The organism is Chitinophaga pendula (genome assembly GCF_020386615.1).
Classification (GTDB): Bacteria; Bacteroidota; Bacteroidia; order Chitinophagales; family Chitinophagaceae; genus Chitinophaga; species Chitinophaga pendula.
In genome coordinates, this window is sequence record NZ_CP077769.1 from 4500299 (window position 1) to 4517942 (window position 17644).

At 49.3% G+C, this 17644-nt stretch carries 12 protein-coding genes; 7 read left to right on the forward strand and 5 right to left on the reverse strand.

All coding sequences use genetic code 11. The features are described 5' to 3' along the window. Nucleotides 1-232 precede the first annotated feature (232 nt). From KTO58_RS16030 to KTO58_RS16040, 3 genes are all read left to right on the forward strand, one after another. The gene (locus KTO58_RS16030; RefSeq protein ID WP_095838397.1) at nt 233-3325 is read left to right on the forward strand and encodes a tetratricopeptide repeat protein; all 3093 of its coding nucleotides are present in this window, start codon (nt 233-235) and stop codon (nt 3323-3325) included. A 94-nt stretch (nt 3326-3419) separates the two neighbouring features. Then, the gene (locus KTO58_RS16035) at nt 3420-5051 is read left to right on the forward strand and encodes a TonB-dependent receptor (protein WP_095838396.1); all 1632 of its coding nucleotides are present in this window, start codon (nt 3420-3422) and stop codon (nt 5049-5051) included. Between the two features lie 120 nt (nt 5052-5171). After that, the gene (locus KTO58_RS16040) at nt 5172-6149 is read left to right on the forward strand and encodes an HU domain-containing protein (RefSeq protein WP_095838395.1); all 978 of its coding nucleotides are present in this window, start codon (nt 5172-5174) and stop codon (nt 6147-6149) included. Between the two features lie 91 nt (nt 6150-6240). Here KTO58_RS16040 and KTO58_RS16045 read toward each other — a convergent pair whose 3' ends face one another. Both KTO58_RS16045 and KTO58_RS16050 read right to left on the reverse strand, forming a co-directional pair. After that, nucleotides 6241-7140, reverse strand: coding sequence for an SDR family oxidoreductase (locus tag KTO58_RS16045; protein ID WP_225859784.1), 900 nt, complete (start codon nt 7138-7140; stop codon nt 6241-6243). Nucleotides 7141-7355: 215 nt separating this feature from the next. After that, the gene (locus KTO58_RS16050; RefSeq protein WP_225859785.1) at nt 7356-9473 is read right to left on the reverse strand and encodes a prolyl oligopeptidase family serine peptidase; all 2118 of its coding nucleotides are present in this window, start codon (nt 9471-9473) and stop codon (nt 7356-7358) included. A gap of 138 nt (nt 9474-9611) precedes the next feature. Between KTO58_RS16050 and pfkA the strand changes: the two genes are divergently transcribed. Both pfkA and pyk read left to right on the forward strand, forming a co-directional pair. Further along, on the forward strand, nt 9612-10592 hold the full coding sequence (gene pfkA, locus KTO58_RS16055) for a 6-phosphofructokinase (protein ID WP_095838393.1): 981 nt from the start codon (nt 9612-9614) through the stop codon (nt 10590-10592). 10 nt (nt 10593-10602) lie between these two features. Further along, nucleotides 10603-12093, forward strand: a complete 1491-nt coding sequence (gene pyk / locus KTO58_RS16060; protein WP_095838392.1) for a pyruvate kinase — start codon at nt 10603-10605, stop codon at nt 12091-12093. Between the two features lie 81 nt (nt 12094-12174). Here the strand turns inward: pyk and KTO58_RS16065 are convergent, their stop codons facing one another. After that, the gene (locus tag KTO58_RS16065) at nt 12175-13362 is read right to left on the reverse strand and encodes an MFS transporter (protein WP_225859786.1); all 1188 of its coding nucleotides are present in this window, start codon (nt 13360-13362) and stop codon (nt 12175-12177) included. 113 nt (nt 13363-13475) lie between these two features. Between KTO58_RS16065 and KTO58_RS16070 the strand changes: the two genes are divergently transcribed. Together KTO58_RS16070 and coaA are read left to right on the forward strand one after the other, a co-directional pair. Further along, the gene (locus KTO58_RS16070) at nt 13476-14831 is read left to right on the forward strand and encodes an NAD-dependent succinate-semialdehyde dehydrogenase (RefSeq protein ID WP_225859787.1); all 1356 of its coding nucleotides are present in this window, start codon (nt 13476-13478) and stop codon (nt 14829-14831) included. A 45-nt stretch (nt 14832-14876) separates the two neighbouring features. Then, nucleotides 14877-15818 carry a type I pantothenate kinase gene (coaA, locus tag KTO58_RS16075; protein WP_198315220.1) on the forward strand — a complete coding sequence of 314 codons (942 nt, stop codon included), beginning with the start codon at nt 14877-14879 and terminating at the stop codon, nt 15816-15818. A gap of 75 nt (nt 15819-15893) precedes the next feature. On the opposite strand, the gene KTO58_RS16080 is transcribed toward coaA, so the two are convergent. Next, nucleotides 15894-17165 (reverse strand): sensor histidine kinase, encoded by a 1272-nt coding sequence (locus KTO58_RS16080; protein WP_225859788.1) that lies wholly within the window; start codon nt 17163-17165, stop codon nt 15894-15896. A 138-nt stretch (nt 17166-17303) separates the two neighbouring features. Then, a complete protein-coding gene (locus tag KTO58_RS16085; protein ID WP_198315219.1) occupies nt 17304-17633 on the reverse strand; it encodes a 2Fe-2S iron-sulfur cluster-binding protein in 330 nt (109 codons plus the stop codon). Between the last annotated feature and the right edge of the window lie 11 nt (nt 17634-17644).

A 17644-nucleotide genomic window follows, 5' to 3' on the forward strand; every position in this document is an offset into this window, starting at 1 on the left:
CGCAAGATAAGTGATTGATTTATTAGTTTATTACTTAATTAGTTAATGGGTATAACTTCTTTCACCCACAACGTATGCAGTCCGAAACGGGCTAACAAGCTACTAAATACAGCAATAAACTTTTATATTTGCCAAGTTTGAATCTTCCCCTGTAAAACATTTATACCGTCCGGAGCAGAAAAATATTTCCGTTCAGGATTCGTTTTAAACGCATAATTAATAGGTAACTAGCATGCAATTGATAAAAAAGATTATTGTACCCGGACACCTGTATCTATCCTTGATAGCCATCGCCGGCACCGGCATGGTCTCCTCGCAGGCCCGGGCACAACAGACCAGCATATATACAGAACCGGATAAAGTATTCAAAGAGGCACAACAATTCTTCCAACAAGGAAAGTATGCCGTATCTATGCAACTCTTCCGGCAGACAATGGATAACATCCAATACTTCGGCGAAACAAACCGCAACCTGGTCAAAACAGATGCCCACTACTACTATACCGTATGTGCACTCAAACTCCAGCAAAACAACGCCGAACAACTTGCCCTCAACTATCTCAAAAACTTCAATAACGCCGCCCGCGAACAACTCGTGAGCTACCAGCTGGCTAAATACTACTTCCACGCCAACCGGCTCAAAGATGCCATCCCATACTACGAAAAAGCCAACATCGAAAACCTATCCAACGACGAGATCGTAGATGCTAAATTCGAACTGGCATATTGCTATTTCAACGTCAAAGACTTCCAAAAAGCACAACCACTCTTCGGCTCCATCCGGGAGATCAAAAATAAATACTACATACCGGCTAATTACTACTATGGCTTCATCGCCTACTACAACAAACAGTACAATGACGCCCTCACCAGCTTCCAAAGGGTAGTCAACGAACCTAAATACAGCACCATCGTTCCATACTACATAGCAGAGATATACTACTTCCAGAATAAACGCGAAGAACTGGTCGCCTACGCAGAACCACTCCTCCGCAACGGTAACCTCTACTACGAAGCAGAACTGAAACAACTCCTGGGACAAACCTACTTCGAAAGAAAAGAATACAAAAAAGCACTGCCCTACCTCGAAGAATACCAGGACAACGCCGAAGAACTGCGGAACGAAGATATCTACCAGCTCTCCTACAGCTACTACCAAACCGGCAATCTCAATAAAGCCATCAATGGCTTCAAACAACTAAGCAGCCAACGCGACTCCCTCGGACAAAATTCCATGTACCTCCTGGGAGACTGCTACCTCCGCACCGGCCAGAAAGCAAACGCCCGCAATGCATTCGCCTTCTCCGCACGCAATAGCTCCAACCCCAGCCAACAGGAAATATCCCGCTTCAACTACGGCAAACTCTCCTACGAACTGGGATACCAGGATGCCGCCCTATCCGAACTAACCAACTTCGTAAATAGTTATCCACAATCCACCTATAACAAAGAAGCAAGAGAAATACTGGTCAACCTCTTCACCACCACCAACAACTATAAAGAAGCGCTCACCACCATCGAGCAAATACCGGAAAAAAGCCCGACCGTATTAAAAGCATACCAGAAAGTCGCCTACGGCCGCGCCACAGAACTCGTCAACGACCAGCAACTGACAGAAGCAGACCGGCTACTGGATATCGCCATCAAAAACGCATACGACCAACAAATCAAAGCACTGGCACACTTCTGGAAAGCAGAAGTCGCACTCCGCCAGCATAAAACAGATATCGCCATCAATAACCTGAATGCATATCTCAGCGGCAATGCCCCCTCCTCCGGCGAAGCCAACGCACAAACCGCCAGCTACAACCTCGGTTATAGCTTGCTCAAAAAAGAAGACTACGCCAACGCTCTCAAACATTTTGAGAACGCACAAAGAACATCCGGCCCCAACTCTCAACGCATCGCTAACGATGCCACCCTCCGCGCCGCCGACTGTTACTATATGCTCAAAGACTTTTCAAAAGCAATCGCTGGCTACGATAAAATCATCGCCGCCAACGAACCAGGCTCCGATTACGCCACCTACCAGAAAAGCGTAGTCCTCGGCATCCAGGGCAAATCAGGCGAAAAACTAGCCCTCCTCAAACAACTGGGTACCAAATACCCCGTTTCCGGCTTCAATACCGATGCCGACTACGAAATCGCTAACACCTACCTCGCCGATGAAAAATATAACGAAGCCATCCCCTACCTCGAAAAAGTAGTGGATAAACAACCGAATGGCCCTAACGCGCCCAAAGCATTACTCAAACTGGGACTAGCCTACTACAACAAAGACAACGATAATAAAGCACTCGATTACTACCAACGCGTAGTAAAACAGTTCCCATATACACCCGAAGCAAACGAAGCACTACAAGGTATCAAATCCATCTACGTAGCGCAGGGCAAAACAGACGACTACCTGGCCTTCCTCAAAGGAACCGGCAAAACAGTATCCGCATCCGCCGCCGACTCTCTGGCCTACTCCGCCGTAGAAAGCAAATTCTCCAGCGGAGACTGTAATGGCGCCAGCGCAGCCTTCAACGCTTACATACAGAAATACCCTAACGGCCAGTTCCTGCTGCCCGCCTACTTCTATAAAGCAGAATGCGCATACAACAGCAAAGACTACACCAGCGCACTCCCAGCTTACGAATACGTACTGGCCCAGAATAGCAGCATCTACGCAGAAAGAGCCGCCCTCCAGGCCGCCAATATCAACTTCTTCCAGTCCAAGAACTACGAAAAAGCACGCAACTACTACCTGCAACTACAGGATCTCAGCACCTCCCGCGAGAACTCCCTGGCTGCCAACCGTGGCCTGCTCCGTAGTAACTACCAACTGGCCCGCTGGGATGAAGTCATGAACTACGCCGAAATGCTGCTCTCCAATGCCACCCTCAGCACCGACGACCAGATCATCGGCCGCCTCTACCTGGGTAAAGCATTCCAGCAACAAAATAAACTCAACGAAGCACTCAAAGAATTCAAAGCAGTGTCCGCACTCACCAAATCCGAACTGGGAGCAGAAGCACGATACAATATCGCACTCACCTACCTCCAGCTCAATGACCTCGCCGCCGCAGAAAAAGCAGGCTTCGATGTCATCAAAAACACACCTTCCTACGAAACTTGGATCGCTAAATCATACATCCTGCTCGGCGACGTATACATCCAGCAAAAAGACTACTTCAACGCCAAAGCTACCTACCAGAGCGTGGCAGAGAACTGTCCAATACCCGCACTGAAACAGGAAGCCAAAGAAAAACTGGCAAAAGCAGAAGTAGAAGAAAAATCAGCTGTGAAACAACCCGCAAAACCAAAGGCCAAACGCCCGTAAGCAACACACAGCTCATTACAGAAATCATAAGCAATCACCGTACATGGTATGCCACCCAATACATCAAGTAGCATACCCACAACAATAAATAAGTATGAAGTATATCAGCCGGTTTTTGATGATCACAGGGATAACCACCGCCACTTTGCTGCTACAACAGCAAGCCAACGCTCAGGATACCCTGAAACAGGAAACCATCGACATCATATCCACCTATCAACCCAAGTTGCGCGATGCTGCCAAACTCAACCTGACAGCATCCCTCCCCGGCGTTGATACCGCCCGCCCTAAACTGACCTACCAGGTACCGGCACTCAACCTCTATTTCATGTACCAGCCAGTACCACTCAAACCACTGGCACTGGGCAAAGACTCCCTCGACCGCCTGCAAAACAACTTCGTAAAGGCCGGTTTCGGTAACTATAGCACCCCGCTCATCCAGGTAGGCCTCGGCAGCGGAAGAAATGACAAACTCAGCTATGGCCTCTTCGCAAACTATACCTCCTCCAAAGGAGATATCAAATACCAGGACCATAGCAATCTCAATATACTCGGCTCAGGTACCTACCTGCTACCCACCACCGAAATCAATGCCAGCGTAGGCTTCGATCGCAACGCCATCAACTACTACGGCTACGATCATGAGAAATACAATTATGGTAAAGAAGATGTACGCCAAACCTACACCCAGCTGACCGCTCAGGTAGGCGCTAAAAATCGCCCCAATAACGACTGGGCATTCTTCTTCGAACCCAAAGCTAAATTCATCCTCTTCCGCGACACCTATAAACGTCAGGAAAACACCTTCGTATTCAATGTACCCGTACGCAAACAACTCGTACAGGATATCTACCTCAAAGCCGAAGGCGTATTCGACCTGTCTAATTTTAAAGATGGTAACATCCAGTTCAACAACAACGTCGTAGCCGTACACCCGGCCGTAGAAATCGTTAAACCTGGTTTCGTTCTACACGCCGGCGTAAACCCTACCTGGACCAATAACAAATTCTACCTGCTCCCCGATATCGTAAACGAATCACACCTGATCCGTAAAAAAGTCATCCTCAGCAGTGGATGGATTTCCTACATCGACAAAAACAGCTATCGCAACCTCGCCAATAAAAACGCGTTCATCGGCGGATATAACACCGATATGCTCAACACCAGGATAGAAGAAAAATATACCGGTATCAAAGGCTCCCTCGGCAGCCACTTTAACTATAATACCAAATTCGCCGCCGTTACCTGGTACAACCTACCCCTCTTCGTCAACGACGCTGTCGATGGTAAAACCTTCACCACCCGTAACGAAGAAGAACTGCGCGCCTTCCAGCTACACGCAGAGATCGGATACATCCAGGAAGAAAAATTCCAGATACGCCTGAGCGGTGACTGGTTCAATTATAACAAACAGAAAACAGAGGTAAAACCCTGGCACATGGTGCCTTTCCAGGCTAACGCATACGCCCAGTACACCATCGCCAAAAAATTACACCTCACCGCCAATCTCTACGCACTCAGCGCCACCTACTACCAAATGCCCAATAACGACTTCGCAAAAACCAAAGCAGCATGGGACCTCAGCGCCGGCGCCAGCTACGATATCGGCAAAAACTTTAACCTCTGGTTCAACGCCAATAACCTGTTCAACAGCAAATACCAACGCTGGAACGGCTATCCCACCTACGGCCTCAATGTCCTGGGCGGCGTTATGATTAAATTTTAAATTGTATAATTGTACCAAAATCCGGATACCAGTATACAGCTACCACCGGTATAAGTAATCGCAGCAATAGACAGGATATAGATCAGCGTGGACATCCTTTTTCATCCGGCAGCGATGGTTATGGAGGAATTTGTACCTGAAATGATATTACTACAGTATATACAAGACGTATTGACCAGGCAGCAGGTGTGCTGCCTGCCTCATATCGGTACCTTCACCTTGCAACACATCCCCTCCCGGTACAACGTGGTGGACCATACCATCACCCCACCAGGGCAGACAGTGACATTCGAAAACAAATGGACCGACGACGGCTCCTGCGCCGAATGGATCGCATCGAAAGAAAACCTCGTACCAGCAGTCGCCCAGAGAAAACTGGACAAATACACCGACGAACTCAAAGCAACACTCCTCGCCGGTCAATCCCTGATCATCCCAGGCATCGGCTCCCTCAAGGCAGATGCAATGCAACATATCTACCTCGAACCGGAAGTATTGCCCGAGATCAAAGACGATATCCTCCTCCGCCCTGTCATCAGAGCAGACCAGGCTCCGCCTAAGATCACCCGCGGTACCACCGAAGTAGTAGCACAACAGGTAGTAGAACACCTCACCCCCGTACAAGAAGAACCTCCTTCAACAACCGGATTCCGCTGGTGGTGGATAGCAGCTCCGCTGGCTACCGCCCTCATCGCCCTCATCATCTGGTGGGTATTCGCCGGCAGACAATCACCTGCCCCCACTACCGCCATTCCCGCTACTACCACTCCAACCACCACACCGGCTGATACCATGAACATAGAAGCGGGTAACGTCACACCAGACTCCGCCGGTACCACCACCACCGCCACCGCGCCATCAGACACCCTGCAGTACTTCGTCGTATTCGCAGCCTACGCCGATAGCGCCAAAGCCGGAAAACAATACCATAAACTCAAAGAACTGTGGGGCCAGAACGTTGTCCGCTTCGACAAACCTACGTCTGCAACCCCCTATCAACTAGCAGTACCCTTCCGCTCCCTACCAGCCGATACCACCGCCAACAAAGCAGCAGTAGCCAAACACTACGCCGCTCGCGTACATATCGAATTCGAATAATGACATCATGCCTATAAAAGGAACAGGGGCCTTCAACAGGCCCCTGTTCCTTTTATAAACGATCGATCGTTCATGACATTTTAAACACCCGTCACACCGGGATCTCCTTCGCCACAATCTCCAACCCCTCCGCAAAACTATGCGGCTTAAAGCCCAACTCCTTCGCCTTATCGATCACAAATCCCGTACGCGCCGGCCGCTTCGCCGGCTGCGTAAAGGTACTGGCATTCACCTTCTCCAATAACTTCGTATCCAGGTTGAAATACTGCGCCGTCTGCACCGCCATATCATAAGGCGTCAACAGCTCATCACCGGAAATATGGAATATACCCTTCGCCTGCTGATCTACGATCAGCTTACAACCCTCCGCCAAATCCTGTACCAGCGTCGGCGTACGCCACTGATCCTCCACCACCTTCAGCTTCTTACCCTGCTCCAGGTTGTTCTTTACCCACGTAATAATATTGCTGCGCTTAGGGTCTGCCGCCACACCATACACCAGTATAGTACGCACGATCGCCCAGGCCGCCAGCTTACTGTTCGCCACCATACGCTCACCCGCCACCTTACTCGAACCGTAATAACTGATCGGATTCACCGGATCATCCTCCGAATAAGGGCCCTGCAAACCGTCAAACACAAAATCAGTAGAAAGGAAAACAAAAAAAGCACCCTGCCGCTCCGACGCCTGTATCAAAAAACGTGTAGCTCCCACGTTAGTATCCCAACAAGCATCCTTGTTACGCTCACAATCATCCACCTGCGTCATCGCCGCTGCATGTATGACCACCGCCGGCTGATGCTTCTCCAGTAAATGATTCACACTGGCAGCATCCCGCAGGTTCACCGCCTCATATACATATCCTTGCTGCAATGGCAGCCGGTTAGGGCCACGACCCGTCGCAATCACCTGGTATCGCTCATCCTGTAAAAACAGTGGTATCAGGTGCTGTCCTAATAAACCGTTACTTCCTGTTATTAATACCTTCATAGCCTTAATTTACGACTTTAGATTCAATGTGGTTTAATTATCCGCCACATTTTCACCACAACTTACCATCGCATGCAGCCATAATGCAGCATCCCTCCACCTATCCCCTACAGCATACACGCAGCTCACCCATATCCGCCACAGCACAAATAAAAAGGCCCTGTATATCTATATACAGGACCTCTTCATTTTCTTATTGATTTTACCGGGATAAACTACTTCATAGATACCCCAAGGTTATACATCACAAATGCCCACATATCCGTCGCCTCATCGATCAGCTTGGCGGTCGGCTTACCTGCACCATGACCCGCCTGCGTACCAATACGTATCAAAGCCGGGTTAGGCCCCGTTTGGATCGCCTGCAACGCCGCAGCAAACTTAAAGGAATGCGCCGGCACCACCCGGTCATCATGATCCGCCGTAGTGATCATCGTAGCCGGATACTGCGTCCCCGCCTTCAGATTATGCAAAGGAGAATACCTGATCAGGTACTTAAACTGGTCCGCATGATCACTGCTGCCATATTCTACCGCCCAGGCCCAGCCTATCGTAAACTTCTGGTAACGCAGCATATCCAACACACCCACCGATGGCAATGCCACCTTGAACAGGTCCGGACGCTGGGTCATACACGCACCTATCAGCAACCCTCCATTCGATCCGCCACTGATAGCGATCTTACCAGGATTAGTATATCGCTCCTTCACCAGGTGCTCCGCAGCACCAATGAAATCATCAAACACATTCTGCTTCCTGTCCAGCATACCAGCTTTATGCCATTGCTCACCATATTCACTTCCTCCCCGCAGGCTCACCACCACATAGATACCGCCCTGCTCCATAAAGAAAAAGTTAGATACACTGAATCCCGGTGTCATCGGTATATTGAAACCACCATAACCATACATCAATACCGGATTATTCCCATTCAGCTGCATCCCTTTTTTGTAAGACACAAACATAGGCACCTTCGTACCGTCCTTGCTGGTAAAAAATACCTGTTTGGTCTCATAATCGGCAGGATTAAACTTAACCGCCGGCTTCATATACTCCGTAGACTTCCCGGTCTTAATATCATATTTATAAATAGTGGTCGGCATCACATAGGAAGCAAAACTGTAAAACAACGCCTTTTCCTCCCGCTTACCGCCAAATCCACTGGCCGTACCAATACCGGGCAAGGATATCACCTGCTCCTGATGCCCCTTGTAATCATATTGAACCACCCGGGTAGATGCATCCTTCAGGTAGTTGGCAAACAATTTACCACCTGCCTTACCTACACTCTGCAACACTTCAGGCTGCTCAGGTATCAGCACCTTCCAGTGCTCCCGCTCCGGATGTTTCGGATCTACCAGCACCAATTTATAATTAGGCGCATCATGGTTGGTATGCAACAACAGCTGGTTACCAATATTATCCACCACAGTAGGCTCATACTCAAATCCCTCTACCAACACCTGCAAACCGGCCTGACCAGCATCCTGCAGATCCCGGTAACGTATCTCCCGACCACTGGTACCCTCACTCAAAGTCACAATCAGAAAACGCTCGTCCTCCGTCACATACGCGCCGGCATTACGCAACGGATGCCCCTTGTCCTCGTAGATCAGCACATCCTTGTCCTGCGTTGTACCGATCTCATGATAGTACACCTTGTGGAATTCATTCTTCTTCGACAACTTACTTTGCTCATCAGGGGCGTCGTAACGGCTGTAATAAAACCCATTCCCCCTCCACGCAATACCGCTGAACTTAATCCAATCCACATGATCCGACAACCGCTCCTTGGTCTTCGTATCCATTACAAAGGCCTCCTGCCAGTCAGATCCCGCCTTCGCCAGGAAATAGGCAAAATACCGCCCGTCCTTGGAAAACCGGAAAGTACCCAACGCTACCGTACCACTGGCCGATAATTTATTAGGATCCAGGAACACCTCCGGCGCCCCCTTCTCCCCTACCTGACGATATAATACCGCCTGGTTCTGCAAACCGTCATTCTTAAAGAAATAATAATACTCCCCCTGACGAAACGGCGCCGTCACCTTCGGATAGTTCCACAACTCCTCCAAACGCTGGCGGATAGCCCCCCTGAATGGGATCGCATCCAGGTAGCTCCTCGTCACCTGGTTCTCCGCTGTTACCCAGGCCTTTGTCGCTTCACTACGATCATCTTCCAACCAACGGTAGGGATCAGCAATCTGCTGACCATGGTAATTGTCCGTCGAATCAACTTTTTTGGTATCGGGATAAATAATCTTTTCCTGCGCCATCGCCACTCCACTCAATAATGTCATTACAAGTACCCCTCCATGGACCTTTTTTAACATATCTATTGTTTTTAAAAAAAATTGCTACTTTGTTTAATTAAAATTAAAAATTCAGGTTATTTATTCAGATATCTATTAGAAAACTATCCACAAAATGTTATTTTTGTGCGCCCTTTAGGTATTTTTTTAGCAATTTATATGAAAAAATTGAACAACATAGCGGTTCTTACCTCCGGGGGCGACGCCCCTGGCATGAACGCAGCCGTTCGTGCGGTTGTAAGGACAGGAATATACCACCAGCTCAATGTTTATGGTATAATGTACGGTTACAGGGGAATGCTCAAGAATGAAATATTCCCGATGGAGTCAAAATCCGTTGCTAACATCATCCAACGGGGTGGAACAATTCTGAAAACCGCCAGGTGTAAAGAATTCTTCGAATACGAAGGACGACAGAAAGCTTACGAGAACCTGAGAAAACACAATATCGACGGCCTCGTCGTGATCGGTGGCGATGGCTCCTTCAATGGCGCCCAGAAATTCAGCCAGGAATTCGATATCCCTTGTATCGGACTCCCCGGTACCATCGATAAAGATATCGCAGGCACCGACTTCACCATCGGATTCGATACCGCCGTTAACACTGCCATCGAAGCAATCGATAAGATCCGCGACACCGCCGATGCACATGACCGCCTCTTCGTAATTGAAGTAATGGGACGCGACGCAGGATATATCGCCCTGCACAGCGGCCTCGCTACCGGCGCCGAACACATCATGCTGCCCGAAAACAAGATCCATGTCGACGATATCATAGAAGACCTCCAAGCCAACGAACGCCGCCGTAAACTGGTGAACCTTATCGTTGTCGCCGAAGGGCACGATACCGGCGGTGCCAACGAAGTAGCCCGCATGGTCAAAGAAAAATGTCCCCAACTCGATACCAGGGTCTGTATACTCGGCCACATCCAAAGGGGTGGTTCCCCCTCCTGCCAGGATAGAATCCTCGCCAGCAGATTAGGATACGCCGCCGTAGATGCACTCCTTCAAGGTATACATAATGTAATGATCGGTGTGGTCAACGATAAAATAGAATATACTCCGCTGGACAAAGCGGTAAAAGCTAAACAACAGATCGATCCCGAATGGTTTAAGATTGTAAAAATTCTTGCGAGTTAAAAATAGAGCTATGAGTACAAAAGATTTGTCCAAGTATTATCACAAACAAATGGACCACGAAGCGGGTCGCGCACACTCTGCCCACAAAACAAAAATTGTGGCCACCGTCGGCCCAGCCTGCGATACCTATGAGCAGCTACTGGCCCTCGTACAAGCAGGTGTAAACGTGTTCCGCCTTAACTTTTCGCATGGCTCTCACGAGGATAAGCTGCGCATCATCGAATACATCCGCCAGATCAACAAAACAGAACCCTACAACGTCGCCATCCTCGCCGACCTACAGGGCCCTAAACTGCGCGTAGGTGAGATCGAAAATAACGCACTCCCCCTCGTAGCCGGTGAAATCCTCACTTTCGTTAACGAAAAAGTAGTAGGCAACCGCGAACGCATATATGTATCTTATAACAACCTCCACAGAGATGTAAAACCCGGCCAGAAAATACTCCTGGACGATGGTAAGATAGAAACCGTCGTAAAAGAAATCACCCCACAAGGTGAAATCAAAGCCGAAGTAACACTCCCCGGAGTACTGTCCTCTAAAAAAGGATTCAACCTCCCAGATACCAAAGTATCCCTCCCCGCACTAACCGAAAAAGATATCATCGACCTCGATTTTATCATCGATCACCAATGCGACTGGGTAGCCCTTTCATTCGTGCGTAACGTAAAAGACCTGATCGATCTCCGCAAAAGATTGAAAGATCGCAATTCCATGATCAAAATCATCTCTAAAATAGAGAAACCCGAGGCCATCCAAAACCTCAAAGAGATCATCTGGGAAAGCGATGGCGTAATGATCGCCCGCGGTGACCTCGGCGTGGAACTGCCCGTAGAACAGATCCCCATGATCCAGAAAGATATCATCCGCAAATGTATCCACCGCGCTAAACCCGTAATCGTGGCCACTCAGATGATGGAAAGCATGATGGATCGTACCCGCCCAAACCGTAGCGAAATCACCGACGTCGCCAACGCCGTACTCGAAGGCGCCGACGCCGTAATGCTCAGCGGCGAAACAGCCACCGGCCAATTCCCCCTCCTCGTGATCCAAACCATGAAAAAGATCATCGAAGAAGTGGAAAAAGAAGATATCGTATACAACCGTAACCTCATCCCACACCGCCACTCCCCTACCTTCCTGAGCGATGCCCTCTGCTACAACGCTTGTAAAATAGCAGAAGACCTCGACGCAGATGCCCTCATAGGTATGACACAAAGCGGATACACCGGCTTCATGATGAGTAGCTACCGCCCACGCTCTCCCCTCTATGTATTCACCAAAGAAAGAACATTGGTGAACCAACTGAGCCTCAGCTGGGGAGTACGCGCCTTCTATTACGCCGAAGAAGAAAGCCTCGATGATATCATCCTCGATCAGATCAATATCCTCAAAGAAAGAGGTTTCATCAAAGAAAGTGATGTCGTAGTAAACACAGGTAGCACCCCTGTAAAAGAACACCTCCCTACCAACATCATCAAAATCACCAAAGTAACAGAATAACACACTGCTTACCCGCATAGAAAAAGCCCGGAGCATCACCCCGGGCTTTTTCATGCCATTTATATCCACTCACAACAACACCTACCCCTCCTGCACCACCCCCTTCACCGGAGAGGCCTTCTTATAGGTCAGCAGATATACCAGCAACGCTATCGTGATCAAAGACACCCCCGCCACACAAACCGCCGGCCACTTCCCCACAGACCATACCCACAAACCAATACCCGATCCCAGCGACGTACCGATAAAACTTACCGTCATAAACACCGTGTTCAACCGGTTACGTGCCTCCGGCAACAACGCATATATCCTCGTCTGGTTCGATACATGTATCCCTTGCAACCCTAGGTCTATCGCCACAATACCAGCAATAATACCAATGATGTTCGCCCGGCTGAAATAAAACAACACAAACCCGGCAAACAGGAATATTATACCATACCCCACCGCTATCCGCGGATTCTGCTTGTCAGCAATCTGACCGATCAACGGCGCCCCCAATGCACCGGCAGCAGCAGCCAGCCCCATCAAACCAATTACATCACTATGATAATGAAAAGGCGACCCGGATAGTAAAAACACCACCGTCGTCCAAAACAAACCAAACATAGCAAAACTACAGGCATTGATCACCGACGCCTCCCGCAACACCGGCTGCTCCTTCACCAACGTAAATAAAGACGCCATCAACTGCCCGTAACTACCACTGAAGGTAGGACGGCTCTGCGGAAACGAAACAGCCATAATCACCACCAGCAACAAGCTGATACCACCCGCAATCCAGAACATCGCCCGCCAACCCAAATGAGCTCCCACCACACCACTCAGCGTACGCGATAACAATATACCCACCAGCAACCCACTCATGATATTACCAATGATCTTACCCCGCCGCGCAGGATCAGATAAATGCGCCGCCATCGGCAATATCAACTGCGGTACAACAGAAGTAAACCCAATCAGTAACCCCGTCGCCTTCAACATCAAAATACTCTTCGAAAATCCCGAAGCAATCAACGCCAGCGATGCAAAAGCCGTCATCCCGATAATCTGACCCTTACGCTCCAGCTTATCCCCCAACGGCACACAAAAAAACAAACCAAGTGCATACCCGATCTGTGTAAAAAACGTCACTTGCCCCGCATTACTCTCCGATACCCCAAACTCCTCGCTGATAAGGATCAATAATGGCTGACTATAATAGATGTTTGCTACGATCAAACCCGTGCAAAGGGCCATAATAAAGATATTCCACTTACTTAACGCCATAGTTCCGTGCTTTTAGATAATGCAAAATTAAGCATTCCTCCACAGAAGCCTTAACTTTGACCAGGCAGGAACAACCTTTGAACAGGATATCTTACATCATAAAAATTAAGATCATGAGCTTTCAGAGTATATATCCGTACACCCAGGAGACCATAGCGACCTACGACGCCGATACCAGGGCTACCATCGAAAGTAAACTGTCCGCCGGACATCGTAACTTCATACGCCAGTCACAGATCCCACTACAACAGCGCTGCGACTGGATGCTGAAGCTGGCAGCCCTCCTCAAACAAAACGTAACCGCACACGCCTCCATCATCTCCCGCGAGATGGGCAAAACCATAAAAGAAGCAGCGGCAGAAGTACTGAAATGCGCCACATCCGCCGAATACTACGTCAGCGAGATCGACAACATGCTGCGCCCTAAACCCATCTCCTCCGACGCTTCCAACAGCTACGTACGATACGATCCAAAAGGAATCATCCTGGCGATCATGCCCTGGAACTTCCCTTACTGGCAAGTGTTCCGCTTCGCCATCCCCAACATATTAGCAGGCAACACCGGCGTACTCAAACACGCCAGCAACGTCAGCGGATGCGCCTTAGCTATCGAAAAACTATTCCTCGAAGCAGGCTTCCCGGAAGGTACCTTCCAGGCCCTCCTCGTATCTTCTAAAGACATAGAACCCATCATCGCCGACCGTCGCATCCAGGGCGTCACCCTCACCGGCAGCACACCCGCCGGCATGAGCGTCGCCGCATTAGCAGGAAAATATATCAAAAAGACCGTCCTCGAACTGGGCGGCAGCGATCCCTTCATCGTACTCAAAGATGCCGACCTAGACCAGGCCGCCACCACCGCCGTAAAAGCCCGCATGCAAAATGCCGGACAATCCTGCATCGCCGCCAAACGCTGGATCGTCGAACAAGACATCCTCCCCGCCTTCACAGAAAAAGTATCCTCCCTCATCAAAGCCCTCCAACAGGGTGATCCCTTCGACCCCAATACCCACGTAGGACCCATGGCCCGACCCGATCTTGCACAGGAACTGCAGCAACAACTGGAAAAAACTATCGCCCAAGGCGCTACCAAAGTATTGGGAGGTAACCTCGAGGGCTGTAACTTTGCCCCCGCCCTGCTCACTGGCGTACACTGCCATATGACTGCCTTCGCCGAAGAAACATTCGGCCCGCTGGCCGTCATCATCGCTGCCGCCAACGAACAGGAAGCCATCCGCCTCGCCAACGAAACACCGTTCGGCCTGGGCGCAGCACTCTGGACCACCGACCTCGATAAAGCAGCCAAACTGGCCGCCCAGATAGATAGCGGTAACGTATTCGTCAACACAATGGTCCGCTCCGATGCCCGGCTTCCATTCGGCGGCGTAAAACAATCCGGCTACGGCCGCGAACTGGCGCCGGAAGGCACCCACGAATTCTTAAATATCAAAACAGTATACATCCAATAGCTTATTAACCAAAGACACGTTACAACTTTTTATTAAACAGGCAAATTGAAACAAGAAATCTATTCACCGTACATCACCATCCAACGGGAAGAGTGGGCCAAAAGAAGGGAGGATGCCATGCTGCATCTCGTAAAAGATATGCACTCACTCCAGGCACTTAATGAACCACTCACACAAGAAGAGATCACACAGGTGTACATCCCTATGTCACGATTGCTGAACCTGTATGTCACCGCAGCACAACAACTACACGCCAGCACCAACGCCTTCCTGGGTACCACCAATCATAAAGTACCCTACATCATAGGCATCGCCGGCAGCGTAGCCGTAGGCAAAAGCACCACCGCCCGCGTATTGCAACGATTGCTCTCCGCATGGCCCAATCACACCAAAGTAGATCTCGTCACCACAGATGGCTTTCTCTATCCCAATCGCATACTGGAACAACGAAAGATCATGAACCGCAAAGGCTTCCCCGAAAGCTACGACATCAAACGGCTCATACAATTCCTCGCTGACCTGAAATCAGGAAAAGAAAAAGTCTCCGCCCCCATGTACTCCCATCTCGAATACGATGTCATCCCTAACCAGCTCCAATGGATAGAATCCCCTGACATCGTCATCGTAGAAGGTATCAACGTACTGCAAGTACGGCCACGTACACAACATAAAGACCCGGCTGTATTCGTATCCGACTTCTTCGACTTCTCCATATACGTACATGCCACCGAAAAAAATATTCAAAACTGGTACATCTCCCGGTTCGAATCACTGAGACGTACCGCCTTCCAGGACCAACACTCCTACTTCCACCGCTATGCATCCCTCTCCGACCAGGAAACACTTAACATGGCAGCCAACATATGGAACGAGATCAATAAACCCAACCTGGAACAAAATATCGAACCCACCCGCTACCGCGCAGACCTTATCCTCGAAAAGGATAACACCCACGCCGTACAATCCGTCAAACTGAGAAGAACTTAACATAACAAACAAAGGTGGAGTAGCAACTCCACCTTTGTTATATATAATATCATCCGGAAAAACCCCGCTGCCCCACTAGAAAGAAGCCGCCACTGCCGATACAGGCACTCGCCGCACAGGAAGCACAATAGAAAATATCGTGCCCTCCCCGGGAGTGGAAACAGCCCGGATCGTCCCACCATGATGACGAACGATCTTACGGCAATAAGCCAACCCGATACCAGATCCCGCCTCCAATAACTGGTCACTGTCCAGTTTAGAAAATATATCAAATATGTTTTCCAGCTGCGACCCCTCAATACCAATCCCATTATCCTCCAGCCGTATTTCCTGATAAGCCATAACAGCACTCCTACCTTGCACTGGCAATAACTCCTGCCCGACAGCCACCGCCGAAATACGGATCTCTGCCGGTATATCCTTCCGGGCAAATTTGAGCGCATTACGGATCAGGTGATAGAACAACTGCTCCATATGCGCCGGAATAGCCTGAATAACAGGTAAATCCCCCACCTCCATATGTGCCTTCACTATAGACAACTGCGGCGCCAGCTGCGCACAAACATCCGCCACCACCCGCTGCAGAGAAACCTCCTCAAAAAGCATATAAGGATCATTCAACGCCGAAAACGCCGAAATATCCTTTATCATCATGGACACACGTTGCGCCCCCGCATTCACCTTCGAAGCCAGCAATTTAACCTTCTCCACATCACCATCCTCCACCGTATTGACCAGCAGATTACTGAAAAACCGTATCTTCCGCAACGGCTCCTGCAAATTATGACTCGAAATATGCCGGTACTGACGATTCTCATCCATCGTCTCCGCCAGCTGCTGATGCACCGTCTGCAAAGCATCCCGGCTTATATCCATCAACTCCAGACTTTGTAAATGAAAAGCAAGCAATTCGGTGAACAAATGAAACAAACCCAGCACCTTAGCATTTTGCAACATAGCAGGCTTGGGGTCAATAGCACATAAGGTACCAAAGAAAGTACCGTTTTTTAATACAATAGGCACAGAAATATAACTCTGAAATCCATACATCAACGGCGTATGATGCATGTTATAACGAGGGTCCATCTCCACATGATCAATCACTACCGGCTGCTGATGCACACGTATCTCATTACAGATGGTTGTCTCCAGGGTAAGCTCTCCGCCAGCTTCCAGACCAAATGCTATTTCATCACGCACACTACACGCAATCCATCGATCATCCGTCACCCGCGCTATAGCCGCAAATCCCATCCCGGTTACCCGGCATACCACCTCCAACATCGTCGATACCATAGGGATCTGCTGTATGTACTCAATATCTCTGTTCAACTGCTCATCACTCAACGTTCACTGGTTTATAGTTTAATGAATTGGGGTATTACCGGCTGAAGGTAGACATTATCTTTCAAAACGCTCACAAATAAAAAGGACCGGCCATAGCCGATCCCCTGTAAACCAAAATATAACAAATGGGTAACGTCATTATTCTTCTGCTCCCCTGATCCGGAATACAGCATGCTGCATATCCGTATGGATCTTAAGCTGACACGCCAGCCTGCTGTCATTGTCCGCATCCGGCAACGTATCCAGCATATCCAGCTCCGCATCCGTAGCCGGCGGCAACCCATCCAATCCCTCCAGCACCTGTACATGACAGGTAGCACACAACGCCATTCCCCCACAGGTCGCCAGGATATTATACTCTGAGGCTTTTAACACTTCCATCAGGCTCAGCGAAATACCGTCCGGTACCTCTATCACTTGCCGCGTTCCATTGCGGTCCTCTATAGTTATACTGATCATCTCCTCCATAAAACAATATT

Excerpts from the sequence above, each read along its gene's own strand:
- KTO58_RS16030 (WP_095838397.1), top strand. The coding sequence starts at position 233 with ATGCAATTGATAAAAAAGATTATTGTACCCGGACACCTGTATCTATCC.
- KTO58_RS16035 (WP_095838396.1), top strand. The coding sequence starts at position 3,420 with ATGAAGTATATCAGCCGGTTTTTGATGATCACAGGGATAACCACCGCC.
- KTO58_RS16040 (WP_095838395.1), top strand. The coding sequence starts at position 5,172 with ATGGAGGAATTTGTACCTGAAATGATATTACTACAGTATATACAAGAC.
- KTO58_RS16045 (WP_225859784.1), bottom strand. The coding sequence starts at position 7,140 with ATGAAGGTATTAATAACAGGAAGTAACGGTTTATTAGGACAGCACCTG.
- KTO58_RS16050 (WP_225859785.1), bottom strand. The coding sequence starts at position 9,473 with ATGTTAAAAAAGGTCCATGGAGGGGTACTTGTAATGACATTATTGAGT.
- pfkA (WP_095838393.1), top strand. The coding sequence starts at position 9,612 with ATGAAAAAATTGAACAACATAGCGGTTCTTACCTCCGGGGGCGACGCC.
- pyk (WP_095838392.1), top strand. The coding sequence starts at position 10,603 with ATGAGTACAAAAGATTTGTCCAAGTATTATCACAAACAAATGGACCAC.
- KTO58_RS16065 (WP_225859786.1), bottom strand. The coding sequence starts at position 13,362 with ATGGCGTTAAGTAAGTGGAATATCTTTATTATGGCCCTTTGCACGGGT.
- KTO58_RS16070 (WP_225859787.1), top strand. The coding sequence starts at position 13,476 with ATGAGCTTTCAGAGTATATATCCGTACACCCAGGAGACCATAGCGACC.
- KTO58_RS16085 (WP_198315219.1), bottom strand. The coding sequence starts at position 17,633 with ATGGAGGAGATGATCAGTATAACTATAGAGGACCGCAATGGAACGCGG.